Origin of the sequence: Halorussus vallis, assembly GCF_024138165.1 — an archaeon.
Lineage (GTDB): Archaea > Halobacteriota > Halobacteria > Halobacteriales > Haladaptataceae > Halorussus > Halorussus vallis.
The window spans coordinates 3,285,484-3,300,996 of record NZ_CP100000.1 but is presented as its reverse complement, the minus strand read 5'-3'; the positions used below and the strand labels follow the sequence as shown (position 1 = coordinate 3,300,996).

Genomic DNA, 15,513 nt, shown 5'->3' with positions numbered 1-15,513 from the left:
CGCGTGGCGCATCGTGCGCTACGCGTTCCCACGCCTCCGCAACAGCTACGTGGCTAACGGCGCGATTTCCTTCCGACGAAATGACGGCGTTTAAGAGAACGCCGCAGAAATCAGTACTCATGGAAGACCGAACCTACACAGCGGACGCCGAACCCGGCGACGCGGTCACGGTCGCGGGTTGGGCGCACGAGATTCGAGACCTCGGCGGCATCGCCTTCCTCATCGTCCGGGACACCACCGGCAAGATTCAGGTGAAGTTCGAGAAAGACGAGATGGACGACGACCTCGTGGAGACGGGCCTGAACGTCTCCCGCGAGAGCGTCGTGAAGGTCACCGGCGACGTCGAGGAGGAACCCCGCGCGCCGACCGACGTCGAGATCGTCCCCGAGAGCCTGGAGGTCGTCGCGCCCGCCGACCCCGAACTGCCCCTCGACCCCTCGGGCAAGGTCGACGCCGACCTCTCGACCCGACTCGACAACCGCACGCTCGACCTCCGCAAGGAGGAAGAGCAGGCCATCTTCGAGATTCGCGCCGAGGTCCTGCGCTCCGTTCGAGACGCCTTCCGCGACCTCGGTGCAACCGAGATCAACACGCCGAAGATCGTCGCGACCGGCACCGAGGGCGGCACCGAACTGTTCCCCATCACCTACTTCGGCCAGGAAGCGTTCATGAACCAGTCGCCCCAACTGTTCAAGCAGCTGATGGTCGGCTCCGGACTCGAACGCGTCTTCGAGGTCGGCCCCATCTTCCGCGCCGAGGAGCACAACACGCCCCGGCACCTGAACGAGGCGACCTCCATCGACTTCGAGAGCGCCTTCTTCGACCACACCGACGCGATGGACGCCTGCGAGACGGTCGTGAAGGCGGCCTACGAGGGCGTCGCCGAGAACTGCCAGCGCGAACTCGAAGCGCTCGGCTACGAGGACTTCGAGGCGCCGTCGGGCGACTTCCCGCGACTCACCTACGAGGAGGCCATCGAGCGCATCAACGCCACCGGCGAACTCGACGAGCAGTTGGTCTGGGGCGACGACCTGCCCACCGAGGGCGAGAAGGCGCTGGGCGACGACGTCGGCGAGCACTACTTCATCACCGACTGGCCCAGCGAAATCAAGCCGTTCTACATCAAGGACCACGACGACGACCCCGAACTGTCGACCGGCTTCGACATGATGCACCCGACGATGGAACTCGTCTCGGGTGGCCAGCGTGAACACCGCTACGAGAAGCTGGTGGAGGGCTTCGAACAGCAGGGCCTCGACCCCGAGGCGTTCGACTACTACACCAAGATGTTCAAGTACGGCATGCCGCCCCACGCCGGCTGGGGGCTCGGCGGCGAGCGCCTCGTCATGACGATGCTCGGCCTGGAGAACATCCGCGAAGCCGTCCTCTTCCCGCGGGACCGCCAGCGCCTGAGCCCGTAGGCTGGCGACTCACGACTCACCACTCTCGTTTCTATCTCTACTCTCGCTTACTGGGGCTTCTGCGGCCAAATCCTCGCCGTGCGAACCGGCGGTTTAGCGCGTTTCGACCGAGCCACGAAACGGAAGACGAACGAGGCTCACATCCGCTGTTCCCGCTCCTCGCCGTCCACCGACACCTCGATCTCCTCCTTCGTCGTGCCGGAGCGGACGCCGTGGCCGTACTTCAACAGGCCGACGAAGATGGTGCCGCCGACGGCGTTGCCGATGGTGCTCCACAGCAGGAAGTCGAAGAAGTCCCAGACCGAGATGCTGTCGCTGACGAACATCCCCATGAGGACCTCCACGCTCCCCGCGATGGAGTGGGGCAGGTGGCTGATGCCGATGGCGACCGCGACCAGCCAGACGAACGCGGCCTGGCTGATGGTGTTCTGGCCGGCGGCGACCAGCCACGTCATCAGCCCCATCATCCACCCGGCCAAGATGCCCGCGAGGAGCGTGATGGACCACGAGTACTTCACGAGGTCGCGGGACAGTTCCACGAACGCCCCCCGGTGGACCGTCTCGAGTCCGGGACCGACGTAGACCGCCAGCGCGGCGAACAGCGCGCCGCCGATGAGGTTCGAGACGTAGATGACGGTCCAGAGCCTCGCGAGGCTCCGGAGCGAGGCCTGGCCGTTGAGCACCGGAACGACCGCGAGTGTGGTGTGCTCGGTGAACAGCTCGGACCGACCCACGACCACGAAGATGAAACCGACCGCGTAGGCGTTCGCAAGCAGGATACCGGTCAGCGGTTCGGAGAACGCGCCCTGGCTCATCGTCAGCACCACCGCCATCAGGAACGGCCCGAAACCGATGTCCAGCCCCGCCGACAGCCCCGAGAGAAACAGCCCGGACGTCGGCCGTTGGAGTTGGCTCAACCCCTCCTCGATTTCGAGTATCAGTATCTCGCGGTACGAGGTCGGCGACGAATCGTTTCCACTCGGTCCGGAGCTCACGGATACCAACCTTCCATCGAGTGGCCTAGCTAGGTGGAATTGCCCCAAGAGACTGGCGGCCACGGCGAAATCGGATGTGGCGGGACCGCGCTCCGACGCGACCGCGGTACCGTGCGACGACGCCCCACCGTTACGATACGCGTCGCGATATGTAACCGTTAAAAGCGAGCGGTGCCCACCCCGACTCATGAACGACGAGTCGGCGCGGGCGTTCGTGCCGGGCCACGTTACCGGCTTCTTCAGCGTCCACGAGGACGACGACCCCGAGCAAGCGGGGTCGCGCGGCGCGGGGGTGGCCCTCTCGGACGGCGTGACGGTGACGGTCGAGGCGGCCGAGGAGACGGCGATGCAACTGAACGACGAACCCGCCGCCTTCGAGGCGGTGACCCGCGTGCTGGACGACCTCGACGTCGAGGCCCGGGTGACCGCCAGCACGGACCTCCCGGTCGGCGCGGGCTTCGGCGTCTCGGGCGCGGCCGCGCTCGGCACCGCGCTGGCCGCCAACGCCGCCTTCGACTGCCGGCGCTCGGAGAACGAACTGGTCGCGGTCGCCCACGCCGCGGAGGTCGAGGCCGGCACCGGACTCGGCGACGTGGTCGCCCAGGCCCGCGGCGGCGTCCCGGTCCGACTCGACCCCGGCGCGCCCGATTACGGCCGACTCGACGGCGTGCCCGCTCGGTCGCGCGTGGAGTATCTCACCCTCGGCGAGCGCTCGACGGAGTCGGTGCTCTCGGGCGACACTTCCCGGCTCTCGCGTGTCGGCGTCGACATGCTGGTTCGGTTGGTCGAAGAGCCGACGCTCCAGACGTTCGTCGACGCCTCTCAGGAGTTCGCCCAGGAGGCGGGCCTGCTCACCGACGACGTGCGCGCGGTCCTCGAAGACGTGCACGACGAGGGCGGCGAGGCCGCGATGGCGATGCTCGGCGAGACGGTCTTCGCGCTCGGAACGGGACTGACCGACGCGGGCTACGACGCCGAGACCTGCGAGATACATCCGACAGGCGCGACCCTGATGACGGAGTAGGTCGGCGCGAAGCGTCGGACGATGAGTACTCGGTCGGACAGTCCACGGAAGGCGCTCGGTGACACAATCCACCGGAAGCGCTCCACTAACCAGCCGGCAGGTGGGACTGAAAGGGGCCGCCCGCTCGCGTCCGAAGGACGTGGTCGCCTGGGCGGGCCACTATTCGGGGAGGGCCGCACGCGCGGTTGTCCGAGCGACAGCGAGGGCAACCGCGAGGCAGAGCGGCGAAGCCGCAGAGCGAGGCCCGACCCGGATATCCCGGCCAGCGACCGCGAGCGGGTGGGGGCTTTCGAAGCGTTCTCGTTCGCGGTCGTAGTCGTATTCCGTAACGAGCGGTCGGAAACGTTCTCCTTCGCGGTTACGCCGACACTCGAAGGTGCGCGCTTGCGCTGGAGATGGACTGATTTTTCCCGCGTCCCTGCGGAGACCCGAGTATGAGCGACGTGGAGATTCCGGAGGACCACCCGCGCTACGAGTCGCTGCTGACGCGCCACCGAATCGAGGAGGGCGTCGAGAAGGGCATCACGAGCAAGCAGGGACTCATCGCGCAGGGCCGCGGCGAGGCCTTCGACTACCTCCTCGGCGAGGAAACCACCGAGAGCGCCGACGAGGCCGAGCGCGCGGCCGCGGCCCAGTTGCTGCTGGCCGAAAAGCCGGTGCTCTCGGTCAACGGCAACCTCGCCGCGCTGGTCCCGGAAGAGGTGGTCGCGCTCGCGGAGGCCACCGGCGCGGCAATCGAGGTGAACCTGTTCAACCGGACCGAAGAACGGATGCGAGCTATCGCCGACCACCTCCGGGACCACGGCGCGGCGGAGGTCCTCGGCCTGGCGGCCGACGCCCGCATCCCGGGCATCGAGCACGAGCGCGCGAAGGTCGACGCCGAGGGCATCTACGAGGCCGACGTCGTGGTCGTGCCCCTGGAGGACGGCGACCGGGCGGAGGCGCTGGCCGAGATGGGCAAGACCGAAATCGTGATCGACCTGAACCCGATGTCGCGGTCGGCCCGGAGCGCGACGATTCCCATCGTGGACAACGTCATCCGCGCCGTGCCGAGAATGACCGAACACGCCCGCGACCTTCGGGACGCGAGCGACGAGGAACTGCGGGCTATCGTCGCGTCGTTCGACCGCGAGGCGGCGCTCGAAGCGGCCGAACGAGCGATTCGGGGCGGCGACCTCGACTGAGGACGGTCCCCGGGTCGCTACTCGATTCGCCCGCCCGTCACCCGCACCACGCCGAGCGCGTGTTCGGTGTGGGTCGTCGCCGACGCGCGCTCGCGGAGCGCGGCGCGCGCGTCGGCGACCCGGCGGTCGAGCATCGTCCACGGCGCCTCCGCGTAGTCCTTCCTGTCGCCCGGCGCCGAGGCCACGACCAGCCCACGGAACGCCTGGTTGACGGGCCAGCCGAACCAGCGAGTCGTCTGTGCGGCGTCCAACAGCGCCAGACTACCGCCCGGCCCGAGCATGTCGGCCCAGCGGTGCACCTCTCGCGCGGGGTCGGCGAGCATCCCGACGACGAAGGTGGCCAGTATCGCGTCCGGCGGCTCGCAGAACTCGACGTCGGTCGCGTCCCCCTGCACGACGTGGACGTTCTCCCAGCCCTCGCGGTCGACTGCTCGCGGGTCGGTTCGCTCCCCGCTCGCGTTCCGAGGCGGCGAAGCCGCCTCGGAACGCGAGCGGGCGCGTTCGAGCATCCCGCGGGTGAAGTCGACGCCGACGACGCGACCCGCCGGGCCGACGCGTCGGCGGAGGTGCGGGAAGTTCGCGCCGGTGCCACAGCCCATCTCGACCACGGTGTCGCCCGGTTCGAGCGCGAGCGCGTCGGCGGCGCGCTCGCGCAGGCGGCCGAGTCCGGGCGTCGAGCGCGCGAGCAGGTCGTAGAAGTCGGACCACCGGCCGTAGAACCGCTGAGCGGCGGCCGTCGCGTCGGCTGACATGCTCCGGCCTACGACGCCCGCGACTAAATGGGTGCGGCCGAGACGGGCCGGACGCCGGTCGTCCGCGACGCCGGCCGGTGACGTAATGAGTTGGGACACCCTATTTTGCGGCGCAATGACAGTCGCACTCACCGAGGACGAGACGGGCAAGACCGTCGTCGACAGCGAGGGAACGCGCCTCGGAACGGTGGCGGAGGTGACCCACGGACGCGCCCAGGTCAGCGCCGACGAGTCGACAGTCGAGAAGATGCGGACCGAACTCGGGTCCGGCGGCACCGAGTCCGAAACCTACGCGCTCGACGACGAGAGCATCGCCGAGATAACCGACGACGAGGTCGTGTTGGCCGAGGACTACTGAACTCCGGTCGAGGCCGCGCGTTCGCGCCGACGCCGTCGGCGCAAACGCGCGGGTGACGCACGAGTTCGACTCGTTTTTCTTCGCCCGCGGCGACCGCCAGGGACGAGCGACGACGACCCGAGGGCCACAGCCGTAATGGGCGCGGCCGTCGAAATCGACCGCATGGAGTTCGACGAAACCGACGAGGGCAAGACGGTTATCAACGCCGACGACGAGAAGATCGGCGTCGTGGTCGACGTGCGCGACGGGACCGCCTACGTCGAACCCGAACCGAGCCTCGCCGCGGAGGTCAAGGCGAAACTCGGGTGGGGCGACGCCGAACCCGACGAGGACGCCTTCGCGCTCCGGGAGGGCTGGGTGGACGTGGTCGATGACGACGAGATTCTGCTGCGGACCCGGCCGGAGACGTAGCTTCGCGACCGCGGCGTCGGTTTCTGCCGTCAGTTCCGGCCCGCGTCGTCCGTCCTGGCGACCGAGAAGTCCGGCGGCATCTCCCGAGTTCGCAACTGCCACCGATACCAGTCGTACCAGTGGACCAGGCTGGACAGCGAGAACAGCAGGACGACCGTCCCCGCGACGAACAGCGCCGGCAGTCGTCCGACGGTCGTGAGGTCGTGCCAGGCGAGTGCGACCAGCGCGACGCTGGCCACGGTCGTGAGGAGACAGACGCCGTCCGTGGCCGTCGAGGTGCGCGAGTCGTTGGCGAGCACCAGGTCGAAGTTCTCGCTGTCGAGGAGCCCCCGAACCCTGTTCCGTCGCTTGTCGAACTCGACGAGACGGTCGCCGGCGAGCGAGGGCAGGTGGGTCTGGTACAGCGACGTGTAGACCGACCGCCGCTGGGAAGCGGTCACCTCCTCCGGCGTCCGGCACCGCTCCCACGCGGCGACCTGCAGGACCACGTCTTCGAGGTCGACCCAACCGCTGTGCTTGTGCAGATAGTAGAGCGCGTACCGCCGTCGAGGGTTCTGTATCGCTTCGACGATCGTATCCGTCGAGATCACGGCGGCGCCGTCCGAAGCGTCCGACCCGACCCGCTCGCGACTACTCATGGTCGCCGGAGAGGGGCCTCGGTCGGTCGCTGGACGAACGTCGGCGTTCAACGGCTGTCTGTCCCGTCGTTCTCCTACGTGGTGGCGCTCGACCCATCGTGGGTTTCAACGGGTCGTATCGGACTTTGTTATTCGCACATCACCGACCGGCCGGCGGTGAGTACCAGCGTGTTTCCGAGCGGAGAGTTCCTTCGACCGTTCGGTAATCTTCAGTTCGAGGAAGAACGGTCCACTATCGGCAAGAGCGCCGGCTCTACGACCGCTGACCGTGGAAGCGCGGAATTCCGTTCGTCCGAGAGACGCGTGCCTCGAGTGGCACGTATGTCATCGCTGAGAATGTCGTCGTTCCGGACGCGATTTCAACAGACACGACCGCCACAAACGGTGGTCGCGTCCCGGACGAACGTCCGGAATCGCACCACCGGTCACGACGGACACGCGCCCGAAGGTTGACTTCACCGGTTCCACCGCGCCGGAAGCGAATCGCGCGACCCCGATTCGGAAACCGGGGTCGAAACCGGCGCGTCTCTCTGAGAATCGCGAATCGGTTATCAGATTTCATATTCGAAGAAAGCGTTAAGTGGAATCGTCGGATTCCTCTGCCCGATGACTGACGCAGCGTTCCGGCGCAACCCGGAGCTGATTCCTCGGCTGTTCGTCGGCCTCGGTGTCGCCTTCCTGTTCACGTTCGCCGGCGAGTGGCTGTTCATCTTCACCGGGCCGCTCGACCGCTTTCTGTCGGCCGACTTCGCCGTCTCCTTCGCGATTACCGTGCCGTTCTGCGCCGGCCTGATGTACGGCGGGTACGCGCTCGAACGCGGCGCGCTCGACGCCGACCGGTATCCGCGGGTGGGCAAGTGGCTCTCGGCCGGACTGCTCGGCTTCCTCGCGGTCAACGTGCCGATCATGGTCATGTGGGGGCCGACCGACAGCAGTTTCCTCGTCGGGTGGACTCGGTGGGCCGCGAGCGTCGGTGCCAACTTCGGCCTCTTCATCGGCATCGTCGAGGCCCGCGCGATAGAGCGCGAGCGCGCGGCCGAGCGCGCCGCCGTCCGGGCCGAGGAGGCCGAAGCGAGACAGGAGTGGCTCGACTACATGAACAGCCTGCTCCGCCACGAGTTGCTGAACACCGCGACGGTCATCGAGGGCTACGCGGCGGTGCTCGAAGAGGAGTACGCCGCCGACCCACAGGCGGTCGAGTACCTCGCGACGATTCGACGCCAGAGCCGAAGCATGACCTCGGTCATCAGGGACGTGCGGGTGCTCCTGAAGGCGACCGGCGACGACGCCCGACGCGAACCGACGAACGTCGGCGACGTGGTAACCGAGGAACTCGAGAACCTCCGGGACGCCTCCGGGGACGTCGAGTCGTCCGTGGCCGAGGACGCGTACGCGGCGGCGGACGACCTCCTCCACCGCGTGTTCTCGAACCTCTTTTCGAATGCCGTCGAACACGGTTCGACGAACCTTCGCTCGCAGGCTCGCGAAGACGCCGTGGAACACGGTTCGACGAGCCCTCGCTCGCGGGCTCGCGAAGACGCCGCCGAACGCGACGGCGCGACGGTCCGTCTCGACGTCACCGTCGAAACGACACCCGACACCGTGGTCGTCCGCGTCTCGGACGACGGCCCGGGGATTCCGGAGGACGAACTCGCCACGCTGTTCGAGCGGAGCGACACGAGCGACGACCACGGACTCGGCCTCTACCTCGTGAAGACCCTAGTCGACCGCTACGAGGGGTCCATCGAACTGCGCGATACCGGCCCCGAGGGAACCACGTTCGTCGTGGAACTTCCGCGCGTGCCGGCGCCCGGCGTCGCCTCGCCATCGGAGAGCGACGACTCGGCGTCCGAGGTTCGACCCGATACTGCGCGCCCCGGCCCGCGTGCGGCGGAGCGGTAGGCAAAAGTGGCTTCGCGACGGACGAGACGCGTCTCGTCCGTCGCGGAGTCACCGTCCGACGAACGAGAAATCACGAGACGCTCAGTCGGTGTCGCAGACGGCGTCGCCGTCCCCCGGCCCCAGCACTTCGCGGACCGAATCGACGAACACGTCGTGGGAACCGACGTCGCCGAGCGACTCGTCGACCGCCGCTCGCTTGCGCTCGATTCGCTCGACGAGGACGGCGTACGCCTCGCTGTCGGCGAGTTCGGCCGACGAGAATTCGGTCTCCAGCGCCGCCCGGCGCGAAACCAGCGAGTAGTACTCCTGCATCTGCTCGTCCAGCGTCGCCCGGTCGAGCAGTTGCGCGACGACGTCGCGCAACTGCTCGCGGTCCGGCGGCTTCGTGACGTACGTGTCGAAGCCCATCTCGACGACGTCGAAACTCGGGTCGACGGCGGTCACCATCGCCACCCGGCAGTCGACGTCGCGTTCGCGTATCTCTTCGAGGACGGCCCGTCCGGACATCCCGGGGAGCCTGCGGTCGAGCAGGACGACGTCGACGCTATCGTCGAGCGCCGAGAGCGCTTGCTCGCCGGTTTCGACGTGTTTGACGTCGTAGTCGTCTTCGAGCCAGAGTTCGTAGAGCCGACCCAGGTCCGGTTCGTCCTCGATGACGAGCACGGTCGGCGCGTCTGATTCGTCCATCTTCGTCTTCCTGGCCGAGTTCGTCTCCGGTAGCATAAGCGTTTCGAGCGACATGTCACGCCGCTCCGGAGTTCCGGGAAAAGGAGCGCCGGCGATTCAGAGTAGCTTCCGGGCCATCGACGCAACCGCCGAGGCGTCGTCGCCGAGCAGGTAGACGATGGGTTCGATGCCGTAGCCGCCGGTGTGATAGAGGACCGTCGCCTCGGGGTGGTCGCGCATGACCGCCCCGACCGCCGCGTCGAGGTCGTCGTACTCGGCGTCGAACTCGGCGGTTTCGTGGCCGAGTTCTTCGAGGGCCGCGACGATGTCGGGGTCGTAGCGGACGTTGAGCGCCGCGCGGGCCGGACTCCCCGCCCGGCGGGCCGACAGCAGGAGCGAGGCGACGTGTTCGCTGACCCCGAACTCGGGGTCGCCGGGGATGGTCGCCTGCCCCTTTACGTCGAAGATGCGGCCCGGGATGGCCGCCACGTCGTCGATGCCGTCGGCGTCGGGCGTGCACTCGCAGAGGTTCGACCCCACGGCGGGGATGAGCGAGGCGAACCCGCTGGCGCTCTCGATGATGCGGACGCCGCGCCGGAGCGACGACCGAACCCGCTCGGTGGTCCGGAGGTCGCCCTCGGGGTCGTGGACGTTGAAGTCGCCGCCGTGGCCCGACAGTTCGGGCATCTCGAGTTCGTGGAGTTCTGAAACGAGGTCGCGGTCCTCCAGGCGGCGAATCAGCACCTCTATCTCGACCAGCGCCTCGATCCGACTCATCGTCCCCTCCGCCAGTCCCTCGCCGACCCGGGCGACGAGGTTCTTCACCCGGTCGTCGTCGAGGAACCGGTCGTTGCGCTCGACCTCGCCGTTGGCGTACTTCGACACCGCACTCTGGCTGATTCCCAGGAGGTCGGCGACCTCGCTCTGGGTCAGCCCCCGGTCGCGGAGGTCCTCGGCGAGCATCGACCGGACCGTCGGGAGGAACTCTTCGACGACGATCTCCTCGGCGAACCTCATGATTCGGTGGAGCCTCCGCCGGTCTTCCCGTCGGCGCCCGACGTCCGTTTCTGGTCGCCGCCGAACTCGTGGTCGCCGCCGATGCGGGAGGCCTGGGGACCCGACTGGTCCTGGTACTTCGAGCCGCGGTCCTCGCCGTAGGGGCGCTCGGCGGGCGATTTGAGTTCCGTGAAGATGAGCTGAGAGATGCGGGTGCCGGGTTTGAGCGCCACGGGCGCGGTGCCGAGGTTCGACAGTTCGAGGGTAATCTGGCCGCAGTAGCCCGGGTCGACCACGCCGGCGGTGGCGTGGATGACCACCGCGAGGCGGCCGAACGACGACCGGCCCTCGACGTGGGCCAGCAGGTCGGCGGGAATCTCGACGCGCTCTTTCGTCGTGCCGAGCACGAAGTCGCCGGGGTGGAGTATGAACTCGTTCCCGTCGTCGATGACGGTCTCGCTGACGTACTCCGAGACCTCCTGCTCGCTGTCCGGGTGGATGCAGGGGATGTTGGCGTGCTGGAACTCCAGGAACTCGCGTCCGAGTCGAAGGTCGATGCTGGCGGGTTGAATCTGCAGGTCGGGGTCGTCCAAGGGTTCGACCGCGAGGTCGCCGTCCTCCAGACGGCGGAGGATGTCGGCGTCCGACAGTATCATACTCGGGGGTTAGCGCGGAGGTGCGTAAAGGACACGGTCTCTGAAGCGAGGCCGCGCAGCCGTCGAATGCGACGGTCGCTCAGGCGAACGAGAACAGGAGGGCGACGAGCGCGATTCCACCGCCGGCGATCGCGGCTTCTCCCGTCCGGAGGTCGCGGGCGTGCTTCAATCCAAACGTCCAGACGTAGCCCTGCCAGCACGCGCCCGCGACCTTCACCGCCGTCGTGCCGCCGCGCGCGCGGACGGTCAGCGACTGGACCTGCGAGGCGAGCATCTCGGGGTTCGACCCCGAGAGGTCGAGGCCGTCGAGCGAGACGACGAGCAGACCGAGGCCGACGACCGCCTGGAGCGCGTTCGGAGCGATTCCCCACGCGGTGACCGCGAGAGTGTCGAGGAAGCTCCCCCGGCCACCCACGACCGCGGAGGCGACGTGGAGGCCCGCTGCGTACAGCGGCCACGCCAGCAGCGACCCGACGAACAACAGCGGCAGTTTCTCGCCGAACGCCTTCCAGATGAGGTCGCCGACCTGGACCGTCTTCGTCTTCGGTTCGTCGCAGTTCTCGCGCATCATCGACTCGGCCTCGGTGTCGGACTCGCCGTCGCAGACCCAGTCCGGCGGTCGTTCCTGATTGGGAATCTCGGTCGTGGCGGTGATGCGTTCGCTCAGGAGCCAGCCGAACGCGCCGACGGCGGTCGTCGTAATCAGCGCGACGACGAGGACGACGGCGAACGCACGGCCGAGCGAGGGCGACCGCCCGGCGAAGTAGTCGTCCGGGTGGAGGAGGGCTTGCAGGACCATACGACCGACCGCTCGGCGTTCCGGTAAAAGTTTTGTCTCTTTCGTCGGTGAAACTACCCGGCGAGCGACGGGTCATGCCAGCGCTTCGACGACCGTCGGGAGGACGAACGCGGCCGAGACGAGCGCGGCGCGCCGCGGGGGAAGGTCGTTGGCGTGCTTCAGGCCGAAGGTCGCGACGTACGCCTGCCAGCAACTCGTGACGAGCGCGAGCGTCCGAAACGGGGGTGGTCCCCCGTCGAGGTGGCCGACGAACGCGTCGAACTCGGCGACGGCGCCGACGCCGGCCGTGGCCGCGACCAGCGCCGCAACGAGGAGGAACTCAACCCCGAGCGGCCCCATCGCGTACGCCATCACCGACCCCGTCTCCGAGAGGTCGAACGACCCGCCGACGAGCCACGCGCCGACGCAGAACAGGACGCTCCCGAAGAGCCAGGCGAGGAGGACCGCACCGCCGATACCGACGAAGACGGCGGCAATCGCGGAAACGACGGCCGCAGGGGTCCGGTTCGAGGTGGGCGAAGCGGGCGAGGCGGGCGAGGCGAGGACGGTCGCGACGGCGACGGGGACGGTCCCCGCGAGCGTGACCGCGAACAGGACCTTCGCCGGGCCGAGGTCCCGTATCGGCACCCGCCGCTCGAAGAAGGCGTCCGGACGGACGAGCGCGTCGAACCATCCCGGGACGTCGGTGCCCCTCACGCCGGGAACTACCGCGCGAGGTGACAAAAGTACGCCCCGCTTATCATCAAAGCTATACGCCCCGCCGGTCGAATTCGGACCATGAAGCAGGCCATCGTCGCGCGGACCGACATCGGCATGGGGCAGGGGAAACTGGCGGCCCAGGTCGCCCACGCCTCGCTGTCGGCCTACGAGGAAACCGGGAGCAAGGCCCGCAAAGCCTGGAAGGGCGAGGGCCAGAAGAAGGTCGTGCTGAAAGCCAGCGGCGAGAGCCAACTGTTCGAACTCGCCGAGAAGGCCCGGGCGGAGGGGCTTCCCCACGCAGTCGTCCGGGACGCCGGCCACACCCAACTCGACCCCGGCACCGTGACGGCCCTGGCCGTGGGACCGGGCGACGACGAAATCGTCGACCGCGTCACCGGGGACCTCTCGCTGTTCTAGATGCGAACACTCTCGTCGCCTCGCTGCGACCTCCCGGGAGATGCCCTCCACCAGACGCCACTTCCTCTTCGGAAGTAGCACCGCGGTCGGACTGCTCGCCGGGTGTGCGGGCTTCGGCGAGAGCACGGCCGAAGTCCGGCGAGTCGACGTCGAACTCGCGAACGGGACCGACGCCCGGCACGCGTTCCACTTCGTCGTCGAGACGAGCGACGGACTCGGGGAGTGGGTGTCGCGTGAGGTGGCCCCGGGGACCAGCAAAACCGTCGTCCGGGACCCGGGCGAGAGCTTCGGCCCCGTCGCGGTGCACGGCGTGGTCGACGACCACACCGTCCGCGGGGAGTTGTCGGTCGGCCGGAGGACGACCGGCACGGTCTGTCTCCGCGTCCTCTTCGAGTACGGGTTGGCCGAGGAACCGACGTTCCTGCAACGTTCGGACGTTCGGTGTCGAGGGGGAGACGGTTCGTACTGGGTAGCGGGCCGTCACGGACAACCACGGTGATGGACACCGAGAACAGCCAAAAAGCTCCATCTGCTCGCCATGCACCCTCCGAGACAGCCAAGACAGTGATGACTCCGAAAGCCCCCGCCCGCTCGCGGTCGCTCTGCAGGATATTCATGCCTCGCGCCTGCGGCGCTCGGCGAGAATAGTGGCCTGCAGAGGCGACTAAAGTATACGCGACCGGCCGGCCCCTTTCATCCACCCAAACAGCACCGCAACCGCAGGCCACACCCTCCCCAACCGACTGCGCTTCTCGGCCTGACGGCCTGCGATGCTCATCCCTCGCACGAAGATGGCGCGGACCCAAACCGCGGGACCGCGCCAGCGCGCGCCATGTGTGGCGTTCAGCCTTCGAAACCGCCTGTGAACCAATCCAGAGGAACGCTCGGCTGACCAACTGGCAGGGCGGGACTGAAAGGGGCCGACCGCGAGCGGTCGGGGGCTTTCGGGGCGGTTACGGTCATCGTCGTTGCTGTGTGCCACGGTGAGCGTGCTGTGGCTTTCGAAGCGGTCGCGGTCATCGTAGTTACCCCTGCGTTTTCGTACCGCCAACATCTCGACCGACTCCATTCACACAAACATCCACCAACCCCCGGTCGCAGGAAGTCAGATACAAGCGACCCCGCCACCAACCGGGAGACGAATGCGCGAGGCGTACCCAGTCGAGCGGGCGGTCGGCATCGAACACTTCGTCAGCGACGCCGACGGCGTCGGCGGCCGCATCAAGGTCGACAGCGAGGACTTCCGGGTCCGGGAGATAGAGCGCTTCGACGCCGAACCGCTCGACGCCGACCCCGGGGCGTACGCCCACCTCGTGCTCCGGGCGACGCTCCGGGGCTGGGACACCAACGACTTCGCGCGCCGACTCTCGGACGCGCTGGGAATCAGCCGCGAGCGCGTTTCGTGGGCCGGCACCAAGGACAAGCACGCAGTGACGACTCAGCTCTTCACCCTCCGGAAAGTCGACCCCGAGGCCCTCGACGGCGTCGAGATTCGAAACGCCGAAATCGAAGCGCTGGGCCGGGCGGGTCGCGGACTGGAGTTCGGCGACCTGGCGGGCAACGAGTTCGAGATCACGGTCCGGGACGCCGAGCATCCAGAGAACGCCCAGCGGGTGCGCGAGGAGTTGGCCGAGTTCGCCGGCGCGGGACCGCCGGCGAGCGGCGACGAACCGCCGACGGTCGGCGTCCCGAACTTCTTCGGCCAGCAGCGCTTCGGGAGTCGCCGGCCGGTCACCCACGAGGTCGGCCTGCGGGTCGCCGACGGGGAGTGGGAGGAGGCGGTCCGGGCCTACGTCGGGAACCCCTACGACTCCGAACCCGAGGGGACCCAGCGGGCCCGCCGGGAGGTCGAGGACGCCTTCGCCGACCGGGACTGGAAGGCCGCGCTGGACGCCCTGCCGAACCGCCTGGGGTTCGAGCGCGCGATGCTGTCCTCGTTGGTCGAAACCGGCGGCGACGACCCCGCAGACTTCCGGACCGCCCTGGAGGCCGTCCCCTCGAACCTCCAGCGCCTGTTCGTCAACGCCGCCCAGTCGTACGCGTTCAACCGCATCCTGAGCGAGCGACTCGAACGGGGACTGCCCTTCGGCCGTCCGGTGGCCGGCGACGTGGTCTGCTTTTCGGAGACGGTCGACGGCCTGACGCTCCCGGACGTCGACCGCGAACAGCGCGTGACCGAAAAGCGCGTCGAGACGGTCGCGCGCCACTGCGAGCGCGGCCGGGCGTTCGTGACCGTCCCGCTGGTCGGCACCGAAACCGAACTCGCCGAGGGCGAACAGGGCGAGATAGAGCGCGAGGTGTTAGACGACCTCGGCCTCGAACCGAGCGACTTCGACCTCCCGGGCGAGTTCCACTCGACGGGCACCCGCCGGGCGGTGCTTGTCCGGACCGACCTCGACGTCGACTCGGACCCGCCGACCTTCGCGTTCGCGCTCCCGAAGGGGTCGTACGCGACGGTGGTCCTGCGGGAGTTCCTCAAGACCGACCCGGCGGACGAGTGAACGGACGCGGGTCGGGCCGACCGGCAGGGGTACGCGGAAGGGCAGTCGGAAGGGGTGTGCGGAAGGGGTGTGCGGAAGGGTGGCCGGAAGGGGT

17 protein-coding genes are annotated in these 15,513 nt (G+C 68.3%); 9 read left to right on the top strand and 8 right to left on the bottom strand.

The window, feature by feature from the left end; genetic code table 11:
- The first annotated feature begins 119 nt into the window (after positions 1–119).
- Positions 120–1,421 carry an aspartate--tRNA(Asn) ligase gene (aspS, locus tag NGM07_RS16730; protein WP_253513597.1) on the top strand — a complete coding sequence of 434 codons (1,302 nt, stop codon included), beginning with the start codon at positions 120–122 and terminating at the stop codon, positions 1,419–1,421.
- Positions 1,422–1,558: 137 nt separating this feature from the next.
- Here aspS and NGM07_RS16725 read toward each other — a convergent pair whose 3' ends face one another.
- The gene (locus NGM07_RS16725) at positions 1,559–2,416 is read right to left on the bottom strand and encodes a formate/nitrite transporter family protein (RefSeq protein WP_253513595.1); all 858 of its coding nucleotides are present in this window, start codon (positions 2,414–2,416) and stop codon (positions 1,559–1,561) included.
- A gap of 187 nt (positions 2,417–2,603) precedes the next feature.
- Between NGM07_RS16725 and NGM07_RS16720 the strand changes: the two genes are divergently transcribed.
- Positions 2,604–3,440 carry a pantoate kinase gene (locus tag NGM07_RS16720; protein ID WP_253513593.1) on the top strand — a complete coding sequence of 279 codons (837 nt, stop codon included), beginning with the start codon at positions 2,604–2,606 and terminating at the stop codon, positions 3,438–3,440.
- A gap of 434 nt (positions 3,441–3,874) precedes the next feature.
- A complete protein-coding gene (locus NGM07_RS16715; protein ID WP_253513591.1) occupies positions 3,875–4,624 on the top strand; it encodes a 4-phosphopantoate--beta-alanine ligase in 750 nt (249 codons plus the stop codon).
- A 17-nt stretch (positions 4,625–4,641) separates the two neighbouring features.
- Here the strand turns inward: NGM07_RS16715 and NGM07_RS16710 are convergent, their stop codons facing one another.
- Positions 4,642–5,376: a class I SAM-dependent methyltransferase gene (locus NGM07_RS16710; protein ID WP_253513589.1), complete on the bottom strand. Its 735-nt coding sequence runs from the start codon at positions 5,374–5,376 to the stop codon at positions 4,642–4,644.
- 115 nt (positions 5,377–5,491) lie between these two features.
- Here NGM07_RS16710 and NGM07_RS16705 point away from each other — a divergent pair, with 115 nt between their 5' ends.
- Together NGM07_RS16705 and NGM07_RS16700 are read left to right on the top strand one after the other, a co-directional pair.
- Positions 5,492–5,734: a DUF8593 domain-containing protein gene (locus NGM07_RS16705; protein WP_253513587.1), complete on the top strand. Its 243-nt coding sequence runs from the start codon at positions 5,492–5,494 to the stop codon at positions 5,732–5,734.
- A 135-nt stretch (positions 5,735–5,869) separates the two neighbouring features.
- On the top strand, positions 5,870–6,145 hold the full coding sequence (locus NGM07_RS16700; RefSeq protein WP_253513586.1) for a DUF8593 domain-containing protein: 276 nt from the start codon (positions 5,870–5,872) through the stop codon (positions 6,143–6,145).
- 29 nt (positions 6,146–6,174) lie between these two features.
- Here NGM07_RS16700 and NGM07_RS16695 read toward each other — a convergent pair whose 3' ends face one another.
- Positions 6,175–6,783: a DUF7344 domain-containing protein gene (locus tag NGM07_RS16695; protein WP_253513584.1), complete on the bottom strand. Its 609-nt coding sequence runs from the start codon at positions 6,781–6,783 to the stop codon at positions 6,175–6,177.
- Positions 6,784–7,389: 606 nt separating this feature from the next.
- Here NGM07_RS16695 and NGM07_RS16690 point away from each other — a divergent pair.
- On the top strand, positions 7,390–8,685 hold the full coding sequence (locus tag NGM07_RS16690) for a sensor histidine kinase (protein ID WP_253513582.1): 1,296 nt from the start codon (positions 7,390–7,392) through the stop codon (positions 8,683–8,685).
- Between the two features lie 81 nt (positions 8,686–8,766).
- On the opposite strand, the gene NGM07_RS16685 is transcribed toward NGM07_RS16690, so the two are convergent.
- The 5 genes from NGM07_RS16685 to NGM07_RS16665 all read right to left on the bottom strand — a co-directional run bounded on the left by NGM07_RS16685 (position 8,767) and on the right by NGM07_RS16665 (position 12,498).
- The gene (locus NGM07_RS16685; RefSeq protein ID WP_253513581.1) at positions 8,767–9,372 is read right to left on the bottom strand and encodes a HalX domain-containing protein; all 606 of its coding nucleotides are present in this window, start codon (positions 9,370–9,372) and stop codon (positions 8,767–8,769) included.
- 96 nt (positions 9,373–9,468) lie between these two features.
- A complete protein-coding gene (locus NGM07_RS16680) occupies positions 9,469–10,368 on the bottom strand; it encodes a thiamine-phosphate synthase family protein (protein WP_253513579.1) in 900 nt (299 codons plus the stop codon).
- On the bottom strand, positions 10,365–11,003 hold the full coding sequence (gene dcd, locus NGM07_RS16675) for a dCTP deaminase (RefSeq protein ID WP_253513577.1): 639 nt from the start codon (positions 11,001–11,003) through the stop codon (positions 10,365–10,367). Before dcd ends, NGM07_RS16680 begins: the two co-directional genes overlap by 4 nt.
- A gap of 79 nt (positions 11,004–11,082) precedes the next feature.
- Positions 11,083–11,802: a Yip1 family protein gene (locus NGM07_RS16670; RefSeq protein ID WP_253513575.1), complete on the bottom strand. Its 720-nt coding sequence runs from the start codon at positions 11,800–11,802 to the stop codon at positions 11,083–11,085.
- A gap of 72 nt (positions 11,803–11,874) precedes the next feature.
- Entirely contained in the window at positions 11,875–12,498 is a 624-nt protein-coding gene (locus NGM07_RS16665) for a YIP1 family protein (protein ID WP_253513573.1), read from the bottom strand.
- Between the two features lie 81 nt (positions 12,499–12,579).
- Here NGM07_RS16665 and pth2 point away from each other — a divergent pair, with 81 nt between their 5' ends.
- The 3 genes from pth2 (at position 12,580) to truD (ending at position 15,419) form a co-directional block, all read left to right on the top strand.
- The gene (gene pth2 / locus NGM07_RS16660; protein ID WP_253513571.1) at positions 12,580–12,918 is read left to right on the top strand and encodes a peptidyl-tRNA hydrolase Pth2; all 339 of its coding nucleotides are present in this window, start codon (positions 12,580–12,582) and stop codon (positions 12,916–12,918) included.
- 40 nt (positions 12,919–12,958) lie between these two features.
- On the top strand, positions 12,959–13,417 hold the full coding sequence (locus tag NGM07_RS16655) for a hypothetical protein (protein WP_253513569.1): 459 nt from the start codon (positions 12,959–12,961) through the stop codon (positions 13,415–13,417).
- 643 nt (positions 13,418–14,060) lie between these two features.
- Entirely contained in the window at positions 14,061–15,419 is a 1,359-nt protein-coding gene (gene truD, locus NGM07_RS16650) for a tRNA pseudouridine(13) synthase TruD (protein ID WP_253513567.1), read from the top strand.
- Positions 15,420–15,513 lie beyond the last annotated feature (94 nt).